Annotated in this window: 16 protein-coding genes; 10 read left to right on the top strand and 6 right to left on the bottom strand. The window is 69.5% G+C overall.

The features are described 5' to 3' along the window. Positions 1-57 precede the first annotated feature (57 nt). Positions 58-714: a TetR/AcrR family transcriptional regulator gene (locus tag ACWGJY_RS05495; RefSeq protein ID WP_453259480.1), complete on the bottom strand. Its 657-nt coding sequence runs from the start codon at positions 712-714 to the stop codon at positions 58-60. A 24-nt stretch (positions 715-738) separates the two neighbouring features. Here ACWGJY_RS05495 and ACWGJY_RS05490 point away from each other — a divergent pair, with 24 nt between their 5' ends. The 5 genes from ACWGJY_RS05490 to ACWGJY_RS05470 all read left to right on the top strand — a co-directional run bounded on the left by ACWGJY_RS05490 (position 739) and on the right by ACWGJY_RS05470 (position 4,913). Then, the gene (locus ACWGJY_RS05490; RefSeq protein ID WP_453259479.1) at positions 739-1,152 is read left to right on the top strand and encodes a PaaI family thioesterase; all 414 of its coding nucleotides are present in this window, start codon (positions 739-741) and stop codon (positions 1,150-1,152) included. Positions 1,153-1,482: 330 nt separating this feature from the next. After that, positions 1,483-2,220 (top strand): Phenylacetic acid catabolic protein, encoded by a 738-nt coding sequence (locus tag ACWGJY_RS05485; RefSeq protein WP_453259478.1) that lies wholly within the window; start codon positions 1,483-1,485, stop codon positions 2,218-2,220. Positions 2,221-2,307: 87 nt separating this feature from the next. Continuing rightward, positions 2,308-3,102 (top strand): hypothetical protein, encoded by a 795-nt coding sequence (locus tag ACWGJY_RS05480; RefSeq protein ID WP_453259477.1) that lies wholly within the window; start codon positions 2,308-2,310, stop codon positions 3,100-3,102. Positions 3,103-3,184: 82 nt separating this feature from the next. After that, positions 3,185-4,264 carry a Leu/Phe/Val dehydrogenase gene (locus ACWGJY_RS05475; RefSeq protein WP_453259476.1) on the top strand — a complete coding sequence of 360 codons (1,080 nt, stop codon included), beginning with the start codon at positions 3,185-3,187 and terminating at the stop codon, positions 4,262-4,264. Between the two features lie 34 nt (positions 4,265-4,298). Next, positions 4,299-4,913: a nitroreductase family protein gene (locus ACWGJY_RS05470; protein ID WP_453259475.1), complete on the top strand. Its 615-nt coding sequence runs from the start codon at positions 4,299-4,301 to the stop codon at positions 4,911-4,913. Between the two features lie 252 nt (positions 4,914-5,165). Here the strand turns inward: ACWGJY_RS05470 and ACWGJY_RS05465 are convergent, their stop codons facing one another. From ACWGJY_RS05465 to ACWGJY_RS05455, 3 genes are all read right to left on the bottom strand, one after another. Continuing rightward, positions 5,166-6,392, bottom strand: coding sequence for an MFS transporter (locus ACWGJY_RS05465; protein WP_453259474.1), 1,227 nt, complete (start codon positions 6,390-6,392; stop codon positions 5,166-5,168). Positions 6,393-6,769: 377 nt separating this feature from the next. Beyond that, a complete protein-coding gene (locus ACWGJY_RS05460) occupies positions 6,770-7,840 on the bottom strand; it encodes a hypothetical protein (RefSeq protein ID WP_453259473.1) in 1,071 nt (356 codons plus the stop codon). 134 nt (positions 7,841-7,974) lie between these two features. Next, on the bottom strand, positions 7,975-8,748 hold the full coding sequence (locus tag ACWGJY_RS05455) for a JmjC domain-containing protein (protein ID WP_453259546.1): 774 nt from the start codon (positions 8,746-8,748) through the stop codon (positions 7,975-7,977). Positions 8,749-8,915: 167 nt separating this feature from the next. Here ACWGJY_RS05455 and ACWGJY_RS05450 point away from each other — a divergent pair, with 167 nt between their 5' ends. Further along, complete coding sequence (locus ACWGJY_RS05450) at positions 8,916-9,572, top strand: LuxR C-terminal-related transcriptional regulator (protein ID WP_453259472.1); 657 nt, start codon at positions 8,916-8,918, stop codon at positions 9,570-9,572. Between the two features lie 222 nt (positions 9,573-9,794). Here the strand turns inward: ACWGJY_RS05450 and ACWGJY_RS05445 are convergent, their stop codons facing one another. Further along, on the bottom strand, positions 9,795-12,476 hold the full coding sequence (locus tag ACWGJY_RS05445; protein ID WP_453259471.1) for an AAA family ATPase: 2,682 nt from the start codon (positions 12,474-12,476) through the stop codon (positions 9,795-9,797). A 792-nt stretch (positions 12,477-13,268) separates the two neighbouring features. Between ACWGJY_RS05445 and ACWGJY_RS05440 the strand changes: the two genes are divergently transcribed. Next, positions 13,269-14,918, top strand: coding sequence for a GAF domain-containing protein (locus tag ACWGJY_RS05440; protein ID WP_453259545.1), 1,650 nt, complete (start codon positions 13,269-13,271; stop codon positions 14,916-14,918). Between the two features lie 100 nt (positions 14,919-15,018). Here the strand turns inward: ACWGJY_RS05440 and ACWGJY_RS05435 are convergent, their stop codons facing one another. Then, a complete protein-coding gene (locus ACWGJY_RS05435) occupies positions 15,019-15,753 on the bottom strand; it encodes a response regulator (RefSeq protein ID WP_453259470.1) in 735 nt (244 codons plus the stop codon). 414 nt (positions 15,754-16,167) lie between these two features. Here ACWGJY_RS05435 and ACWGJY_RS05430 point away from each other — a divergent pair, with 414 nt between their 5' ends. From ACWGJY_RS05430 to ACWGJY_RS05420, 3 genes are all read left to right on the top strand, one after another. Then, entirely contained in the window at positions 16,168-16,653 is a 486-nt protein-coding gene (locus ACWGJY_RS05430) for a pyridoxamine 5'-phosphate oxidase family protein (protein ID WP_453259469.1), read from the top strand. Between the two features lie 259 nt (positions 16,654-16,912). Continuing rightward, positions 16,913-18,778 carry a glycoside hydrolase family 35 protein gene (locus ACWGJY_RS05425; RefSeq protein ID WP_453259468.1) on the top strand — a complete coding sequence of 622 codons (1,866 nt, stop codon included), beginning with the start codon at positions 16,913-16,915 and terminating at the stop codon, positions 18,776-18,778. 250 nt (positions 18,779-19,028) lie between these two features. After that, positions 19,029-19,286 (top strand): hypothetical protein, encoded by a 258-nt coding sequence (locus tag ACWGJY_RS05420; RefSeq protein WP_453259467.1) that lies wholly within the window; start codon positions 19,029-19,031, stop codon positions 19,284-19,286. Positions 19,287-19,405: the final 119 nt, after the last annotated feature.

The raw sequence follows: 19,405 nt of genomic DNA, 5'->3' as shown, positions 1-19,405 counted from the left end.
GCCGCGCCGTAGCGGTGAGCGCCACGCGCCGGCGCCGGCGCCCCGCGGTAGTCCTGATCACCTCAGGAGAGAGGTGATCAGGACTTCATAGGTCCGTCCCGCACTGGCGACCGTCGAGGCGCCTTTCATGGCGACCTCGTGTCCGAGAGAGGTCAGCGCGCCGAGGAGCGCGAGTGCGAGCTGACGGGACGCCTCGGCGTCGACGGCCCCGGCACCGGCATCGACGGCACCGGCCTCGGCATCGACGGCCCCGCTGCCGTCAATGCCGAGGTCGGTGCCGCCCGTGGAACGAGCCCGCTCCACCAGCCGGATCGTCGTCGACAGCCACCACTGCTCGTCGATCTGACGCCACCGCTCGTAGCCGAGCACCGCGGGTGCGTCGAGCAGGAGCAGCCGGGCGACGGCGGGGTCGGCGCACAAGCCGAGGAACGCCTGCCCGGAGCGCAGGAGCCGGGGGAGGGGTTCGTCCTCGATGCCGAGGGCCTGGAACCGTACGGCGAGTTCCCGGTGGATGTCGTGCACGACGTCCACCAGCAGTGCCTCCTTGCCCGCCCAGTGGTGGTACAGCGCACCGGCCGTGAGCCCGGAACTCTTCACGATCTCCGCGATGGTCGTCGAGGAGTAGCCCCGCTCACTGAACAAGTGCCGTGCGGTCCCGATCAGTTGGGCGCGGGTGCTCGCGGTGCGTTCGGCGTTGGATCTGCGCGTTGACATACCGAACGATGCTATGTTACTTCGATGATGGATGTCGATGCAGCTCAGGCCGTCCTCGATAACAGCCCCTTCGGACCCTGGTGGGGATTCACCGTGGAAGCCGTCGGGAAGGGCCAGGCCAAGGTCTCGCTGCGCCAGCGCCCGGAACTCTTCCGACCTGGCGGCGTCCTCCAGGGCGGGTGTGCGATGACGCTCGCCGACGTGACCTGCTGGATCGCGATCATGTCGCTGTTCGGCGAGGACGATCCGTCCGTCACCCAGCAGATGACGACGAGTTTCCTCGGCCCGGCGCGCACCGATCTCGTCTGCGAGTCGACGATCGTCCGGCCCGGCCGTCTGGTCGTCTACGGCACCGCCGCCACGACTGACACCGCCGGCAAACTCGTCTCCCACCACACCCTGAGCTATATCCGGCCACCGGAGCGGATCGGGGCCTGAGAAGTCCGGCCGTTCTCAGCCAACCCCTCCTGTCCGCGGCTTTCCGGCGACGACTCTCCCGTCACACCCGCCCATCCGTGAACACGCGCCCTCTGTGACCCCCCGCACCACGCGACAACGGCGTGTGGTGCGGGGGGTCAGACGGGTGCCGACGGACCCGGACGGGACTCCGGCGCGGGGCCCGGGACCGGAAGGTACCCCCGGACTACCCCGAAAGTGCCACCGGTCTACCCCCATCGTTCCCGGGCGATATGACTCCATCGTGGCCTACCGGCGTCGCGAACTGCCCGCATAGGCTGAATTTCATCAGCTACCCGGAGGAGAATTCGTATGGCGACCGTCTTTTCGGAGACTGTGGACCTGGAGAGCGTCGGTGAACTTCCGGAAGAATACCGTGAGGTGCTGACGCATCAGATGCTCGCCAATGGCGAAGGTGAGCTCAGTGCGGGCGACACCTACGTCGACTCGTTCTATCCGCTGGCCCCCAATGCCGATGAGCGCTATATGTGCCTCAAGTTCGGCATGGAAGAGGTGGACCACTTCCGGCGCTTCGCCAAGCTGCTCACACCGCTGGGCGTCGACACCTCGCACATGGTGAATCAGGCCGTGGCGGAGCGGCGTTACTTCCCGGCTGAAAGCATGACCACCAAATTCACCGTGTGGGAAGAGCGCGCCGCATTCAGCTTCCTCTGCGAACTCGAAGGGCATTTCCAGATCAAGGAGATGACCACGAGCACCTACGCGCCGCTGCGCGTCGAGGCCGACGCGATCCTCAAGGAAGAGGCCCGGCACTTCGGCTACGGAAAGCGACTGATGCAGGAGGCGTACGAGGCCGGCGCGCAATCCCGTGACCGGGCCCAGAAGGCGCTGGACAAGTTCTACCCGATGGCGCTGGATATGTTCGGACGGCCCGACTCCCGCCGCGGACGACTCGCGGTCCGGTGGGGCCTTCGCAAGAACGACAACGGTGAGCTGCGCGAGCTGTACAAAACCGCGATCGCGCAGCACATCGAGAAGATCGGGTTCTCCGTCCCCAAGGTCGACCCCTCGCAACTCCAGTTTGCCTGAGCGGCGCCGTCCCGCCTTCCCGGAACGGTCCACCGGCCCGGAACGATCCACCTCCCGGAACCATCCACCTCACCGGAGTAGGAATCGATGAAGACGACCGACATGCTGATCGACCGGATCAAGACACACCGCGTCTTCGACCACCCGCTCTATGAACACTGGGCCGCGGCGCCTCCGTCCGCCGAGGTCTCGGGCGCGCTCTTCCACCAGGTGCAGTCGTTCTGCGCCTCCACCCGCCCCGGCGGCGAGTTCCCCGCCGCCCTGCGCAGCCTCGGCTGGGGCGAGCAGGCCGTCCTGATCGAGGAGATCGTCGACAGTGAGGCCGGGCACGGCCCCGAACTCGCCACGATGGCGGGCCATATCGTGAACCGCACCGGTTCCCAGGTCTTCGGCGACGTGTATGACACCGCGCGGGTAGAGGCATGGCTCAAGAGCTCGTCGGACGGGCTGCTCGCCGGGCTGCCCGGATACGACCGTGAGACCGGGCTGACGCCGCAGGCGGCGGCCGCCATCGAGGTGTTCCGGCGCCGGTTCTCCTCCGACGCCGAGACCACCGTCCGGAACCTCGGCACGGCGCTCGCGCTGGAGATCATTTCCAACCAGTCGCTGATCCCGGGCGAAAAGCGCGCCCTCGTCGACTCCGGCCACTACAAGGCCGACATCGACGAGCCGGAGATGCACTACCTGGCGGAGCACTGGGGTGACTCCGGTGCCGAGCAGCAGCACGAGGCGAATGTGATCAGGGCTGTCTCGTCCGTCATGGATGCGTCGAACAGCGCCCAGATCGAGCAGGGCGTGGAGGACTTCCTTGCATCACTGTGCGCGCTGTGGGACGTACTGGACGCGGCGTTGCTCGCGTCCGGACTGCAGCCGGCCGAATAACTCTCTGCCGGACGGGCCGGCGGTTCGCGCCTGACGGCGGGGCCGCCGGCCCGGCTGTCACTGGACGGGATTGGTGGGGTCGATGATGAGTGTGTTCAAGGAAATGGACGGCCATGAGCAGGTTCTGTTCAGCTCTGGCCCCGGCGGGCTTCGTTGTGTCATCGCCATTCATTCGACGTTGTTGGGCCCCGCACTGGGCGGCGTCCGCTATCTTCCGTACCGCGATGACGACCAGGCGATCAGCGATGCGTTACGCCTCTCCCGCGCGATGACCTACAAGGCGGCCTGCGCGGGCCTCGACATCGGGGGCGGGAAGGCGGTGATCTTCGGTGGCACGGGCGTCGAGAAGTCGGAGACGCTCCTCCGCGCGTTCGGGCAGGCGGTCGAGAGCCTCTCCGGGCGGTTCATCGCCGCCTGCGACATGGGCATCACCACGGCAGATCTCCGGGTCATGCGTAAGGAATCCCAGTGGATACGCGGCCTGGACGTCGAAGAGGGCGGCTCCGGTGAATCGGGCGCCATGACCGCCTACGGCGTGAGCCTCGGCATCCGGGCCTGCCTGGAGTACCTCGACGGCAGCGACAGCCTGGAGGGCCGCCACATCGCCATCGACGGCGTCGGCAAGGTGGGCGCCCACCTGGCGGCCCACCTGGCGGACGGCGGCGCGCGGCTGACCGTGGCCGACATCGACCAGGAGAAGGCCGAGCGGGTGGCCGGGGCTTGCGGAGCAGAGGTCGTGAGCCGGGAGAAGCTTTACCTGCTCGACGTGGACGTCCTCAGCCCGAATGCGATCGGCAACGTCATCGGCGCCGACCTGGTGGACAACCTCCGCTGCCGGAGCATCGCGGGCGGGGCCAACAACCAGCTCGCCGCGCCGGTCATCGCGGACCGGCTCGCGGCGCGCGGCATCCTGTACGCACCGGACTTTGTGATCAACGCGCTCGGCCTGATCCAGGTGGTCGACGAGCTGCATCCGGCGGGCCATGACATGAACCGGGTCAGACAGCGCGCGGAGCTGATCCCGCAACGGCTCGTCGAGATCTTCACCAGGGCGGAGAACCTGAACATCAGCACCGCCGGTGCCGCGACCGGTATGGCGCGGGACCGGCTCGCCGCGGTACGGGGCGTGCGGTCGTTCTGGCTGCCGCCGCGGTGCCCGTGAACGGGGCGCGGAGCGCGCTGAGGAGCGAGTGCTGATGGAACTGGAAGCCGCCATCCGGACCCGCCGCAGCGAGCACCGGCTGATCGAACCCGCCCCGAGTGACGAGGAGTTCGTCGATCTGCTGGGCTGGGCGGCGACCGCGCCCGACCACGGCCGCCTCCGCCCCTGGCGGTGGATTCTCGTGCGCGGGGAAAGCCGGGCGGCGCTGGGCGTGTCCTTCGCCTCCGGCGCCACCGACGCGGAGACCGCCCGGCGGGAGAGCAGGAAACCACTGCGTGCGCCGCTCCTCGCGACCCTGGTCTTCGCGCCCCAGCGCAACCACCGCGTGCCGGACTGGGAGCAACTCGCCGCGAGCAGCGCCATGGTCAACTCGCTGATGCTCCTCCTGCACGACAGGGGCTTCGGCAGTATCTGGCGCACCGGCTCGTCCGTCGGCTCCGTCGCGACCCGGACGCTGCTGGGCCTCGCCCCGCACGAAAAACTCATCGGCTGGCTCTACACCGGCAGCCCGGATCCCACCCGGCGTTCCGTCCCGCGCTCCCCGGTACCGGTCGGCCACCGGGTCTCCCTGTTCACACCCCCGTCCGGCCCGGGGCACACCACCCCGCTGCATTCCACCGGCCGTCAGCGGGTGAGCGACATGCTCTGACCGCCGGCGGTACGGGTGGCCGGAGCACGCCGCCGCCCGAACTGCGGTTCTGCGGCGCGCCGGACTCAGGACGCACGGACGTACCGATGGGCTGGACGAGGCATCCCCAGGTGATCAGTGGTCGTGACCGACTCACTTCGTCAGCCGGCCGCCTCGCCCCGCGCTGGGGCCCCCGGTCGCAACGTTGCCGTGGGCACGGCAGCCGTTGCCGCCGTTGCCGCCGATGCCGCCGATGCCGCAACGATGGAGACCTCACCCGACGAGGACAGGTGCTTCCGGCGCCGGAACCGTCCGGGTGCGCAATGCCCACCGGGTGAGCGGCCGGGTGGCGAGGCCGCAGAGCGCGAGGACGACGCCCAGCACCACCCAGCCGGGCTTGCCCCATTGGAGGCACAGAGCGGTGAGCACGACCGGTGACGCTGCACGTACCACGCCATCAGCCAGGTTGAAGGCCCCTTGGTACTGCCCTTGGGCGTGCTCCGGGGCCAGCGCGAAGCCGATTTCGAATGCCCCTGCGGCCAGGCCGAGTTCACCCGACGACAGCAGGAGCACGCCGACGAGCAGCAGGACGGCGGCGACGGGGGCGGAAACCCCCGAGGCGAGGGCGAGGACGATGCAGCCGGCGAGGGACAGGAACCCTGCTCCGCGGAGCGCGGTGGAAGCGGGCAACGGGCCTTTCACCCAGCGGGTTGCCTTGACCTGGAACAGCACGACCACTGCCGTATTCATCACCAGCAGTGCGGAAAGCCACCACCGGGGCGCCGCGGTGTGCGACACCAGCCAGAGCGGCAGGACCAGGGACACCACGTCGTACTGGAACGCGATGACCCCGCACAGCAGCGACAGGGCGAGATACGGTCTGTCCCGCAGGGCCTCCATGCGCCGCGCGCCGGGCGGGCGTGGCACCGGCTGCACGGACGGGATCTTGAGCAGCAGTCCTGCCGCTGCGAGGAAACTCAGTCCGTTCGCCAGGATGAGAAGGGTGTAGCCCGCCGTCGAGTCAAGTTGGAGCGCGACGCCGGCCGCGGCGGCGCCGATGCCCATCCCGAGGTTGGTGACCGCTCGGAGATGGCCGCGGATGCGAGTACGTTCTCCGGGCGCGCTGATCCGTGCGACAAGGGCGCCGCCGACCGCCTGGGCACCGCGTTGGCCGATGGCGGCGACGGTGACCAGCGCGAGAAAGACGGTGAAGGAGTGTGCCATCGGGAACAGGAACATCGCCGTCGCCTGGACGCCTTGGGTGGCGACGTACAGTCCCCGGGGCCCGACGCGATCGGCCACAGCGCCGAGGGGGAGGCCCGAGAGGATGCCGGCGAGCGTCGCGAGGGCAAGGCCGGTGCTCACACCCGACACACTCAGCCCGACGACCCGGGTGAAGAACAGCATGCTGCCGGCAAGATAGAGCCCGCTGCCGACGGTGGTGACGAAACTGGCGATCGTCAGGAAACGAACCGGGCTACGGAATACATCGTTCGTCATATACGCCTCTGCGGGGCGCTGTTGGTCTCCTGGTGGCACACGTCGCTTTCCTTTGAATCGTGGTTCGGATGCTTGGTTTTCCCGAACAGGCTTCAGGGCCTCACTGTGGTTCTGGCGGGCGTCCTCCCGGCCGCCGCACCCGGCACCATCCCCGGCGGAGAGCCGACGTCGGGCCAGGAGGCCGGACGGCCTTCTCCGGTTGCGTCTTCTCCGGTGATCCAGCGATGTGCCCCGTCGGGTCTTTGAACACCTGGCGGTGCCACCACGGATGCCGGACCGGTAGCAGCGGTGCAATCCGCCGCAGAGAACCGTACGAGGCACTCCGCCGGCGCGCCTTCGCACGATACCGGCAGAGTGGGATCTTCCCTCACGAGCCGCTAACGGCGGGCCAGTTGCTCGCGCATGGCCGACAGACACTCGGCCCGGTAGGCCTTCAGCCCCGGTGCCGCCGCCCGTTTCCTGCGGTTGAACTCGCCGGTGTTCACCCAGCTAACGATCAGGTCCGCCAGGGACGGAATGCCGCCGTACCGTGCTGTCATCCCGTCGGTATGGTCGCTCAACGGATAGAAGGCGGGCATGAGCGCGGGAAGACCGAACCGGACCATGTCATTGATGTTGCCCGTGACGCAGGTCTGGCCGCGCGTCTCGATGATGCCGTTACGTGTGAGGTACTCGGAGACAGGCAGAATGAGGAAGTCGGCCTCCGCGAGAGTCCGGTCGAACTCCTCCTGGGCGACATAATCCGGGTGATCTCGCAGTTCGACCGAGGGAACGACCGCCTTCCTCGCCGATTCGACGGCAGCCCTGGTCTCCTCAGTGGCGTGCGCTCCCAGAAAATCGACTCGCAGGCGCTTCGTCAGCCGTGGGGAGGCGATTTCCAGCGCGGACAGAACCTCGGCGTGGTTCCTGCCGGAATACATTCTCCCCGGGATGCAGCACCGCACCTCGTCCCTCACGAACTCCGTGGGCGGATGCTGCGGGTAGGCGATGTTGATTGCGCGGCTCCGCAGCGGGTCGCCGGATTTCAGGAGCCGGAGATCCGGGAGAAGGACACCCGCCGCGCCTTCGAGAACGAGCTTCGCGATGGCAGCGCTCGGCCGGTTGCCGTCTGACGAGGTGAACGTGTGGAGATTGTGCACCAGGCAGTGCCAGTAGGGTGTCATCGCGCTCGTATCGGAGAGCAGGCCGCACAAGGAATCGACCGGGGTGACGATGAAGAGGTGATCCTGTGAGCCGATCGAGGACCTGGATTTCTCCAGGAATTCCGCGTACGGCAGATCCGGGGGACACACCTGCCACTCGACTTCCGCGGAGCCGGCGGCCTCCGGGGATTCGGCACAGAACGGGTTGGTGTAGACGGTCGGGCTCGCGCCGACGTCGATGGCTTGCCGTATGAGGCTGTCGAGGACCTCGCTGTGTGCGCTGAGCTCGATCAGGCCGATCTTCATCGAGTTGTCTCCGTCAGTGGTGAGCGCCCAGCGGGGTCAGGACCTTCGAGAGGAACTGACCCCGTGGTACAGGCCCGGGGAACATGGACCGCCGTCCCGCATGCCGCAGGCCGGGCCGGGTTTCCTGACGGTGCTCACGCCGGCGGAGGACTCTCTTCCAGAAGAATTCCTTCCTCTACCAGCAGCCGCAGCAGTGGGGCGACGTCTTCGGCGGGGTCGAATGCCGGGGCCCATCCGATGGCTTCTTCAAGGGTGAACGACTCGCGGTGGAAAAGATTGTCGATGAGTTCTGCGGGAGCGCCGTCGAGCGTGATCTTCCTCGTGCCGAACTGGATGTGGTGCTGTTCGGACGCGGCATCGTAATCAACCTTGACGGGGTTGAAGTGTGCTTGCCGCAGACGTGTGTCGCCGTTCGTGGAGAGGGGATGGAACCCGGACTGGCTCGGGAGGCTGACCTCCCGGTGACGACTGTCCTGGGTGGTCAGATGATGGGCGAGGTACGCCTTCACCAACTGCTCGTCGTCGGCCAGCGCGGCGAGCCGGCCCATCAGTCCGCGGACGTGGTCGGCGAGCTGGGCTGTGTCACCTCCGACGACGGGCGGGAGATTGCGCCGCCACTCCTCCTCGTCCATCAGCTCGTCCGCCAGCCACTTCAGCCAGTAGACGCCGGTGCGGCACGTCACTCCCAGCGTCAGGTGCAAAGAGGGTTCGTCACCGGCCACCGCGTAGTGCCAGTGGCCCCGTGGAATGTAGAGCACGTCTCCCGGACGGAGTTCGGTCTCGATGTACGGGGGCCCCTTGGGCTCGCCCGTGTCGGCGGAGACGTTGTTGTATTTGTCGAGCGGGTATTTGTACGTCTCCTCGGAGACGACCCATTGCTTCGTCCCTGTGACCGCCCGGCACCGGATTGCGTAGACGCCCGGGTACGTAGTTTTTGCCGACGCTACGCTCTCCTTCCCGGCGGCATGGTCGGTACCGCAGTCAGGTGCCGGCTTCGGACGCAGCAGAAGTACGGGTCACGTCCCCGGCCGACGGCTGACGCCGGGGGATGTGCCAGTGAACAGAGGGGAATCGCTTGCTCAGCTCGTATCCGGCCCCCACAGCCTCCGCACCCTCCACGAAGCGGGTGCGGGTAACCGTCACGGCCCACGATCCGATCAGCCACGAAGGAGTCCTCAGCCAGCTGCGGGGGTACCCGGAGGTCGACCTGTGTGAGGACTCCGGGTCCGCCACAGTGGCCCTGCTCGTCGAGGACGTACTCGACGAGACCGCGCTCGCCCGGCTGCGGCGGATCGTGCGCAGCGAGGGGGCGCGGGTGGTGCTCGTCGTGGGGACGATCCGGGAGAACGAACTGCTGGACGTCATCGAGTGCGGCGCCGGAGCCATCGTCTGGCGCCACGAGGCCACCGCACCTCGTCTGGTGCAGGCGGTGCTGACCGCAGCCGAGGGCGGCGGCGATCTGCCCGCGGACCTGCTGGGCCGGCTCATCAGCCAGGTGGGGCACCTGCACCGGGGCGGCGCCGACCGGCCGGGGACCTTTCTGGGGCTCGCTCCGCGCGAGGCGGACGTCGTGCGGCTGGTGGCCGACGGCTTCGACACCTCGGAGATAGCCGCCAAGCTGTCCTACTCCGAACGCACCGTCAAGAACGTCATCCACGGACTCACCACCCGCCTGCATCTGCGCAACCGTTCACACGTGGTGGCGTACGCAATCCGGGAGGGCTACATCTGACCGGACGGGCGACAGAGACGGGCCCTTGAGGCAGCAGCGCCGGCCCGCCGTCGTCCCCGCTGTGCGTGCTCTTCGGCCGGTCCGGTGGGGACCGGTCCTGAACCGGCCGTGGGACGGGCGGTGTTCGCTGTGAGGGCCTGCCGGCCGAGCGCCGCTCCGGGGGGAGCGGCGCTCGGCGAAGACGCCGAGGGGAGGGTGATGACGTCACCCGGTGCCGGGCCGTCAGAGCGACATCTCGCGGAGCTGGCGGCGCGAGGAGATGCCCAGTTTGCGGTACACGTTGCGCAGGTGGGTGTCGATGGTGCGCGGGCTGAGGAACAACATCACGCCCACTTCTTTGGACGTCGCTCCGGCAGCCACCTTTCCGGCGATGAGTCGTTCCTGCGCGGTGAGCCGGCCGAGTGGGTTCTCACCGTGCCGGCGCGGCTGTTCGCCGGTGGCCCGCAGTTCCCGGGCCGCGCGCTCGGCAAAGGCGCCGGCACCGATGTGCGACAGCATGTCGTGCGCGGCCCGCAGCTCGTCGCGGGCCTCGGCGCGCCGGTTCTCGCGGCGCAGCCACTCCCCGTACGTCAGCCGGGCGCGGGCGTGGAGCACCCGGACCCGGGTCCGGGCGAAGTGGTCGATGGCCTGCCGGTACAGCGCTTCGCAGTCCTCGCCCTGACCGAGGAGGGCCTGTGCCTGCAGCCATTCGGCGACGGCCCACGGGAGGGGGTTCGTGCGGGCCAGTGTCTCCAGGTGTTTCATGGCCACGACGGCGTCCTCGCGGCGTCCGGCGCGTGCGGCGGCTTCGACGAGCTCGGTGTAGACGGCCCAGATCGAGTAGGAGCCGGCCTGGTGCCGGTGCTGGGCTGCCAGCGCGGCATCCAGAGCTTCCTCATAGTTGCCGAGCCCGTTGTGCAAGATCGCCCTGGCGTAATGTTCGCCGACGGTTTCGACCGGTCGCCCGTCACGGCCCAGCAGCCCCCGCAGCTCGCGGTACCGGTCGCTATCACCCCGGAAGCCGGCGAGGACGAGTTCGGGTCCCAGGAGCGGTATCGTGCCCGCCGCTTCGTCGACGGTCCGTGCCTCGCCGAGGCTGGCGGCCGCCTCGTCGAACCGGCCGACCGAAACCCTGGATATCGCCTGGTAGCGCAGTGCCTGCGGCAACGAGGCGAGGGAGCCTTGGCGACGCGCCAGGTCCACCTGGCGGTCCGAGATCTCCTCCATCGCCTCGTCGTCGCGCAAGTCGATGACGACCTGGCAGAGGAGGTTCATCCGCCAAGGCCCCGACGAGTGGGCAGCCGCACGGTACGCCACTGCCGCGTCGCGCATCGCGGGCACCGCCTGCTCGACGGGCAGCATGGTCTGGTCCAGCAAGGCGTTGAGCAACAGATCGGCCGGTTGGGCAGACTCCCGCTGCGGCGCTCTCTCGCGGATCCGGGCGCCGAGCTCCTTGAGACGGCCTGGCTGGTTGTCGTTGTACATGAACGACGCGAACGCCTCCAGGTAGGTCGCCCTTGCCTGGTCCGGAGCCAACTCCGTGACGACGTCGACGAGTCTGGCGGTGGCCTGCGGGCTGTGCGACAGCTGGTAGTCGACCCGTGCCCGCAGCAGGCGTGCCTCGGTGCGGCTCTGATCGTCCATCAGGCGTCGCTCTGCCCGCGCGACGAGTGTGCGGGCCGTTTTGGGTTCCCCGGCCTGCAGTCGCAACTGTGCCGCGGCGAGCAGCCGCCCGGATTGGCGGCCGGAAGCCGGTGTCAACTGCCCCGCTCGCTCCATGAACGCAGCGGCCGCGGCGAATCCGCCGCGCAGGCGTGCCCGATCGGCGGACCGTTCCAGCTCCGCGGCGACGTTCTCGTCGGCGTCGACGACCGCGTGGGCCCGGTGCCACGCCCGGCGGCCGAGGTCGGTCTCCGGATCGGTCGCCTCAGCGAGAGCACCGTGCACGCGTCGGCGCAGTGCCGGGGTGGCCGAGGAGTACACCGCGGAACGCACGAGCGAATGCCGGAAGCGCAGCCGCGGGCCCAAGGCCAGCAGCCCGGCGTTCTCCGCGAGAGTGAGCCCTGCGGCATCCAGTCCGAGGATCTTTGCCGCGCGGCGCAGCAGGCCGAGATCGCCGACCGGCTCCGCTGCGGCGAGCACCACCAACGACCGCGTGGCGTCCGGCAACCGCTCGAAGCGGTGGACGAACTGCTCCTCCAGTGTGTCCACCACACTGGCCCGGCAGCGCTGTGGGCCGGGGACCCCGAACGGCTCCGTGTGGTGGGCGAACTCCAGCAGCGCCAGCGGGTTGCCGCGCGCCTCGGCCAGGATCCGGTCGACGATCTCGTCATCCAGCCTGGCATGCGTCGCCGTTCCCAGCACGGTCCGGGCGTCCTCGTCACCCAAACCCTTGAGGGGCAGTCGGGGAAGACTGGCGAGTCCGGACAGCGAGCCGACATCGCGCGCGGCGAACACCACCGCGATCCGCTCGGCGGTCACGCGCCGGGCCACGAAGACCAGCGCCCGCCTCGAAGCGACATCGATCCACTGGGCATCATCCACCACACAGCAGACGGGCTTGTCCTGCGCCACCTCGTGCAGCAGCCCCAGGACAGCAAGGCCGACCGTCAACGGGTCGGGCGAGGTCTGCGCGCCGAGGCCGAACACCGCCTCCAGCGCCCTCCGTTGCACCGCAGGAAGCCCCAGACGGTGCTCAAGTACCGGGGCGCACAGCTGGTGCAGGGTCGCATAGGGAAGATCTTGCTCGAACTCCGTGCCGGCGGCTCGCAGCACCTCGAACCCGTCGAGCGTTCCCGCCGCGGCGTCGATGAGCGTCGACTTGCCGATCCCCGCCTCGCCCGCCACCACAACGGCCCCGCCAACCCCGACGGCCGCGGAGGCCACTAGTCGGTCGAATTCACGCTGCTCTGCGTGTCGGGCCACGATCTGCACCGGAAATCGGCCTCCGAGTCAACATTGCCAGGGGTTTCTCACGTTACCAATCGCATTGATTTGGTGCGGAGATCGCCCTATTCGAGCCTTTTTGGGTCACGCTGTGTGTCGGTTCTCACGTTTCACGCTACTGCTGGTAAGGGTGCCCTGACACGCCTCAACGGTGCAGCGGTCGGGACAGTACCTTCCGGTGAAGGAGCGGGAGCGCGAAACGGTCTTGCGTCCCTGCAGCAGCCGAAGCAGCTCGCGGCTTCCTCATAGGAAACATCCAACCACCCGTCGTCATCCAACCACCCGTCGTCGTGCGCCGGCTCCACGACCCGAGCGAGCAGGCGGTCGGCTCCGGCCCGCAGGTCGGCCACGGCGGGCAGGCGGGGTGCTGTGTCCTCCACCTCGGCATGCGAACCGGGCCGGGAAGGCCGGGCCGGGAAGGGCCGGAGCCGGGAAGAGCCATCGGCACGGGGGAGACCGGCCCTTCCCGGCAGACACATCGTCAGCCGGCCACCTCTGCGGCCCCCAGGGCCGAACGGCCCTTTTCCGTACCGCGACCGGCCCCCGGCGGCGGGACGGACGGCCTCCGTTGCAGTCCCCTTCGGATGGCCGGTCGGAACCGGTGGCCGCCGGCGCTGCCGCGCTGATCACGTAGGCTGCCGAGCAGACGTACGGGATCTTTGGAGCAGCACGGTCATGTCCGAATCGCAGCAGTACGCACCGGCCGAGAGCGCTCCGCACGGGCCGCAGCTCCATGAGCCGGACCGGGTGCGCGGCCTGCTCGACGCCGTGATGAGTCTGGGGCGGGGGCTCGAACTCCCCCAGGTGCTCAGGGGCATCGTGGAGGCGGCGGTCACTCTCACCGACGCGGAATACGGGGCGCTCGGTGTGGTCGGGGACGGGCAGCTGTCGCAGTTCCTGCCCGTCGGGATGTCCGACGACCTCATCGGACTGATCGGCCGGACGCCGTGCGGGCGCGGCATTCTCGGGGAGTTGATCCGCAACCCGGCGCCGCTGCGGCTCACCGACCTGACCAAGCATCCGCACAGCTATGGCTTTCCGGCCAATCATCCCCCGATGCGGACCTTCCTCGGGGTGCCGGTCCGGGTCCGCGACGAGGTGTTCGGCAACCTCTACCTCACCGAGAAGCGCGGCGGCGGCTCGTTCGACGCGGACGACGAGGCCGTGCTGACCACCTTGTCCACCGCGGCGGGAGTGGCGATCGACAACGCGCGTATGTACCACGAGAGCCGCCGCCGCGAACGGTGGCTGGAGGCGCTGGGCGAGATCACCCGCAGCCTGCTGTCCGGTACCGGCGCCGACGAGGTGCTGCGGCTGATCGCGGAGCGCGCTCAGGAGGTCGCCGGCGCGGACTGTGCGGCGGTCCTGCTGCCGGCGCCCTCGTCCGCGGACCAGCTGACGGTGGCGGTGGCGTGCGGTACGGGCGCGAGCCGGATCCTCGGGCTGCGCGTGCCGGCCGACGGCTCGCTGCCCGGGATGGCCGCCCGCAGCGGCCGGCCGGTGGTCAGTGCCGATCTGCGGGCCGACCCACGGGCCTACCCGCTTGGCGCGGGCGCCCCGGGCAACGGGACCGTGCACCCGCCCGAAGGAGAGGAGCCGGACGGTGCCGCGCTGAACGGAGAGTCCGCCGAGGTGTACGGGCCGACGGTCGCCGTGCCGCTCCAGGTGGACACCGGCTGCGGTGCACTACGGCTGAGCCGCCTGGCCGGGCGGCCGGCCTTCGACGACGCCGAGGTCACACTCATATCCGGCTTCGCCGACCAGGCCGTGATCGCCCTGGAACTCGCCCGGCGGCGGGCCGAGTCCGAGGAACTGACGGTTCTTCACGACCGTGACCGGATCGCCCGGGACCTGCACGACCTCGCCATCCAGCGGCTGTTCGCGACCGGCATCACCCTGCAGAGCGCGACCCGGCTGATCGACCGTCCGGAGGCCGTCGAACGGGTCGGCCGCGCGGTCAACGACCTGGACACCACCATCAAGATCATCCGGTCCACCATCTTCGGACTGCGCACCACCGGGGACGGCAAGGACGGCCGGAGTCTGCGCCGTGATCTGACCGAGACCGTGCAGCGGGCAGCCGGCCCCCTCGGCTTCAGCCCGGCGCTGCGGATCGACGGCCCGGTGGACGCCGCGGTCCCCGACGCTCTGGCCCCCCACCTCGTGGCGGTGACCGCGGAGGCCCTCAGCAACGCCGCCCGTCACGCCCACGCCCGTCACCTGGACGTGACGCTGTCGGTGACCGCGGACGCGGTGGCACTGACGGTGACGGACGACGGAACGGGGATCGGGGACGCTCCGCACACCGGAGGTCTGGCCAACATGCGGGCCCGAGCCGACATGCACGGTGGCGGGCTGGCCGTCGAGAGCCCGGAGGACGGTGGTACCCGCATCGCCTGGCGGGTCCCGCTGCCCGGCTGACCGCTCCGAGCGGTGCCGGACACGGTGACGCCGGGGCCGCCCGCCTCGCGGCACACCGGGAGCGAGACGGGTCAGACCGCTGAGGTTCCCGGTGTCACGGTTACGCCCGAGGTCCCTTCAGCCGTTCGGCCACCATCGCCGCCTGGACCCGGCGGCCCACCCCCAGCTTGGACAGGATCGCGGACACACGGTTCTTGACCGTCTTCTCCGAGAGACACAGCCGATCCGCGATCTGACGATTCGTCAAACCTTCGCCGATCAGGTCCAGCACCTCCCGTTCGCGCGGTGAGAGCCGGCCGAGTTCGGACGTCTCCGCCTCGGCCGCCCGGTCCCGGCCCGGGTCGCGCAGCCGCGCCATCACCCGCGTCGCGGTGCGCGGGTCCAGCATCGACTGCCCCGCCGCGACCGTGCGGATCGCGTGCACCAACGCGGTGCCGTCGATCTGCTTGAGCACATAGCCGGCCGCCCCGGCCATGATGGCGTCGAACAGCGCCTCGTCGTCGTCGAAGGACGTCAGCATCAGGCAGGCCAGCTCCGGCACACGAGCCCGCAACTCCCGGCAGACCTCGATGCCTTCGTGGTCGCTGCCTGGCCCGTCGGTGCCGCCCAGCCTGACGTCGAGCACGGCCACCTGCGGCCGGACCGCCGGCACCCGGGCGAGGGCCTGCCGTGCGTCCCCCGCCTCCCCGACGACCACGATGTCGTCCTCCGCCTCCAAAAGGTCCCGCACACCGCGGCGCACCACCTCGTGGTCATCGAGGATGAACACGCGCAGCGGCATGGCGGGGGCGGCGACGGGCGCGGCGGGGGCAGGGGGAACGGGCTGCTGGTTCATGCACTCTCGCTCTGTGGTTCTCGCGGATCGGCGGGGCACAAGGGTCCCGCCCACGAGGTTCGTCGGGACCGGCCGCTCGCGCAAGGGCCGAACGGCCCCGGGGGATCGGGGCCCTTCGGGCAAGGCACCACGTTGCGACACTGGCGCTCCGTCAGGACGTCGATTCCATGCACCAGTCCCACCAGTCCCACCAGTCCCACCAGTCCCACCGGCCCGTACGCTCCATGCAGTCCGTGTAGTCCGTGTAGTCCGTGTAGTCCGTGCAGTCCGTGCGGCGGGGTGACGCCGACCGGGCCCTGAGAGGTACGCCGTCCCGAGGCGGGCCGAACGGCCCTGGCGGGTTCTCGCCGGGGGCCTTCTACTGGCCGGCAGCGCGCAGTGCGTCAGCAGTGTCACAAGGACAGGGAGCACGCCGTGAACGACATCCCGGGCCGGCACACCGCCGGGACCGCCACCGACTCCGCGCCGGTGGCCTGGGCCGACCGTGAGGCGTCCCGCCGCAGTACCGAACTGGACCGGGCCGAGGCCCTCCGCCTGTTGGGCAGCGTGTCGCTGGGCCGGATCGTCTTCACCCGGCACGCGCTGCCGGCCATCCGCCCCGTCAACCACCTCCTCCACCACGGCGAGGTGATCATCCGCACCCACGAGGGCGCGGCGCTGACCAGCCTGGCCGAGCACGCGGAGGACGAGGGCGTGGTCGTCGCCTACGAGGCCGACGTCATCGACCCGGCCACGCACTGCGGCTGGAGCGTGGTGGTGACCGGCTACTGCCACCTCGTGACCGATCCCGACGACCTGGCGCACTACCAGGCGTTGCTGCACCCCTGGTCGGACCACCGGATGTCCTACGCGCTGCGGATCCGCCCGGACTTGGTCACGGGGTTGCGGCTGTCTCCCTGAGGTCCGTGCGGAGTCGTGAGCGGAGATCGCGAAACCGCTGATCCCGCCGTCGAAGGTGCGACCGCAGGGCGGCGCGGTCCATCGGCCGGCCGGGGCGGTGCCTCGCACATCCGTGTCCCCGCCCGCCTGGTTCACCGTGCTCAGTCACGACCCCTTGTGCTCGTTTCTGTTCTACAGAACACTCTCAAGGCACAGAAACGCGCACCACTGAACATGTTCGAACCTTGGGTGACGGCCGGTCGAGTCGAGGAGAGCAGACATGACGCAGTTCAGCCGACGCAGTTTTCTGAGCGCGGCCATGGTGGGGGGCGTGTCCGTGGGCGTCGCCCTGGGCAGCGGCCGTACGACCCTCGCCCAGGCCGACAGCCCGCGGGGACTGACCATCCGCGGGAACGAATTCCTGCTGGACGGCGAGCCGTTCCGGATCCTCTCGGGTGCCTTCCACTACTTCCGGACGCATCCCAAGGACTGGCGCGACCGGTTGCTGCGAATGCGGGCCATGGGCCTGAACACGGTGGAGACCTACGTCGCCTGGAACTTCCACCAACCGTACGAGGAGAAGACCGACTTCACCGGATGGCGCGATGTCGCCTCCTTCGTACGGACGGCGGACGAGGTCGGGCTCAAGGTGATCGTGAGACCGGGCCCGTACATCTGCGCGGAATGGGACTTCGGCGGCCTGCCGGCCTGGCTCCTCAAGGACAAGGACGCTCCGCTGCGCCGCTCCGACCCCGTCTACGAGCGGGCGGTTGACGCCTGGTTCGCCGAACTGCTGCCCCGGTTCGTCGATCTGCAGGCCACCCGAGGCGGGCCCATCATCGCCATGCAGGTCGAGAACGAGTACGGCAGCTACGGCGACGACCATGCGTACCTGCAACATCTGCGGGACACCATGAGGGCGCAAGGCGTGGACAGCCTGCTGTTCTGCTCCAACGGGGCCACCCAGGAAGCGCTGAAGGCCGGCAGCCTTCCCGATCTCCTGTCCACCGTCAACTTCGCCGGGGACCCCTCCGGGCCGTTCGCGGAGCTGCGTGAATTCCAGCCGGACAAGCCCGTGTTCTGCACGGAGTTCTGGGACGGCTGGTTCGACCACTGGGGCGAACGGCACCACACCACCGACCCGGCGCAGACCGCCGCCGACGTGGAGAAGCTCCTCGAAGCGGGAGCGTCCATCAACTTCTATATGGCGGTGGGCGGAACGAACTTCGGCTGGTCCGCGGGCGCCAACCTGAGCGGCAGCGCCTACCAGCCCACCATCACCAGCTACGACTACGACTCCCCGATCAGCGAATCCGGCGAACTCACCGAGAAATTCCACACGGTGCGTGCCGTGCTGGCCAAGTACACCACCGTACCGGGCACGCCCCTGCCGCCCACGCCGCGCCGCATGCCGCCCCAGCGGGTCGCCGTCCGCGAGTCGGTGCCGTTCATGGACGCGCTCGACGCACTGAGCACGCCGCTACGGCGTACCGCTCCCGTCCACATGGAGGCGCTCGGGCAGCCACACGGACTGATCCACTACCGCACTCGGGTGCCGGGGCCGCAGGGGACCAAGAGCCTGAGGGTCACGGGCCTGGGCGACCGTGCGCTGGTGTTCGGCGACGGCAAGCGCATCGGCACCTTCGACCGCAACCAGCCGGACCACACCGTCGACTTCACCGTGGCCGGCGCGTCCGGCACCCTCGATCTGCTGGTCGATCCCACCGGGCGGGTCAACTTCGGCCAGGGACTCAATGACCCCAAGGGAATCAGCGGCAAGGTCCTCCTCGACGACGAGGAACTGCGCGACTGGGAGATCCGCCGGCTGCCTCTCGACAACCTCTCAGCTCTGAAGTTCGGCAGCACCGACACGCCGACCGGCCCCGCGTTCCACCGGGCCCGGGTCCATGCCGACACCCCCGCGGACGGCTTCCTCGCCCTTCCGGGCTGGGACAAGGGCATGGTGTGGCTCAACGGGTTCGCGCTCGGCCGGTACTGGTCCCTCGGGCCGCAGACCACCCTGTACGCGCCGGGCCATCTGTGGCGGCGGGGAGGGAACGAGCTCGTCGTCCTGGAGATGGAGCGGACGGGGGACCGGATCGAAGTGCGGTCCGAACCCGCCATCGGCCAGGTTCTGCCTCTTTGACCAGCGGGTGCAGAGGAGGACGGCGGCGAGGCGAGGTGCGGGCTGCCCGGCGGACGGGCTGTGAGCAGTGCGCGGAGCCCGGCGGGGCCCCGGTCGCTCGGGCCGAGCACCTGGCCATGATCCCGGCGCGCGACGCCGGACAGGCCGGCCGGCTCCCCGACGGCAGATCTTCGGAGAACGCCCGCATCTGGACCTCCGATGCCGCGCGCCTGTCCCACGGCCGGCGGCACAGGCACTTAAATATCGGAGCGTGACTACAGAGCCGCAGCGCTTCAAGATCTTGTTGGTTCCCGCATACGTTGTGGACGCGGGCGGAGCCTTGGCGGAGGACTCAGCCGTGCGATCGGCGGTCGTCGAGGCGACGGGCGAGACGGGCGAGTCGGGCTACCCCCGCTACGCCGGGAACGGGATCGTGGCCGACATCGACCCCGGTACGCGCACGGTCGAGGCACTGCTCGTCGACGGTGCGGAGCTGGACTACGGGCTGACCGCCAGGGTCGCTTCCTGATCGCGGTGTCGATGACGAGCGGCTTGTCGTGGCACCGGCGCAGATCGAGCGGCCGGTGCTGCCGACGGCGTCGTGGCAGGGCATGCCGCGGTGTTCGGCGCACCCTCCGAGCGGGAGGT

The sequence above is a fragment of the Streptomyces sp. NPDC054765 genome, assembly GCF_053612065.1.
The sequence above is the reverse complement of the archived record's forward strand: the minus strand, read 5'-3'. Positions and strand labels throughout refer to the sequence as shown.

Excerpts from the sequence above, each read along its gene's own strand:
- ACWGJY_RS05460 (WP_453259473.1), bottom strand. The coding sequence starts at position 7,840 with ATGAAGATCGGCCTGATCGAGCTCAGCGCACACAGCGAGGTCCTCGAC.
- ACWGJY_RS05490 (WP_453259479.1), top strand. The coding sequence starts at position 739 with ATGATGGATGTCGATGCAGCTCAGGCCGTCCTCGATAACAGCCCCTTC.
- ACWGJY_RS05470 (WP_453259475.1), top strand. The coding sequence starts at position 4,299 with ATGGAACTGGAAGCCGCCATCCGGACCCGCCGCAGCGAGCACCGGCTG.
- ACWGJY_RS05485 (WP_453259478.1), top strand. The coding sequence starts at position 1,483 with ATGGCGACCGTCTTTTCGGAGACTGTGGACCTGGAGAGCGTCGGTGAA.
- ACWGJY_RS05425 (WP_453259468.1), top strand. The coding sequence starts at position 16,913 with ATGACGCAGTTCAGCCGACGCAGTTTTCTGAGCGCGGCCATGGTGGGG.
- ACWGJY_RS05440 (WP_453259545.1), top strand. The coding sequence starts at position 13,269 with ATGAGTCTGGGGCGGGGGCTCGAACTCCCCCAGGTGCTCAGGGGCATC.
- ACWGJY_RS05435 (WP_453259470.1), bottom strand. The coding sequence starts at position 15,753 with ATGAACCAGCAGCCCGTTCCCCCTGCCCCCGCCGCGCCCGTCGCCGCC.
- ACWGJY_RS05475 (WP_453259476.1), top strand. The coding sequence starts at position 3,185 with ATGATGAGTGTGTTCAAGGAAATGGACGGCCATGAGCAGGTTCTGTTC.
- ACWGJY_RS05465 (WP_453259474.1), bottom strand. The coding sequence starts at position 6,392 with ATGACGAACGATGTATTCCGTAGCCCGGTTCGTTTCCTGACGATCGCC.
- ACWGJY_RS05495 (WP_453259480.1), bottom strand. The coding sequence starts at position 714 with ATGTCAACGCGCAGATCCAACGCCGAACGCACCGCGAGCACCCGCGCC.
- ACWGJY_RS05480 (WP_453259477.1), top strand. The coding sequence starts at position 2,308 with ATGAAGACGACCGACATGCTGATCGACCGGATCAAGACACACCGCGTC.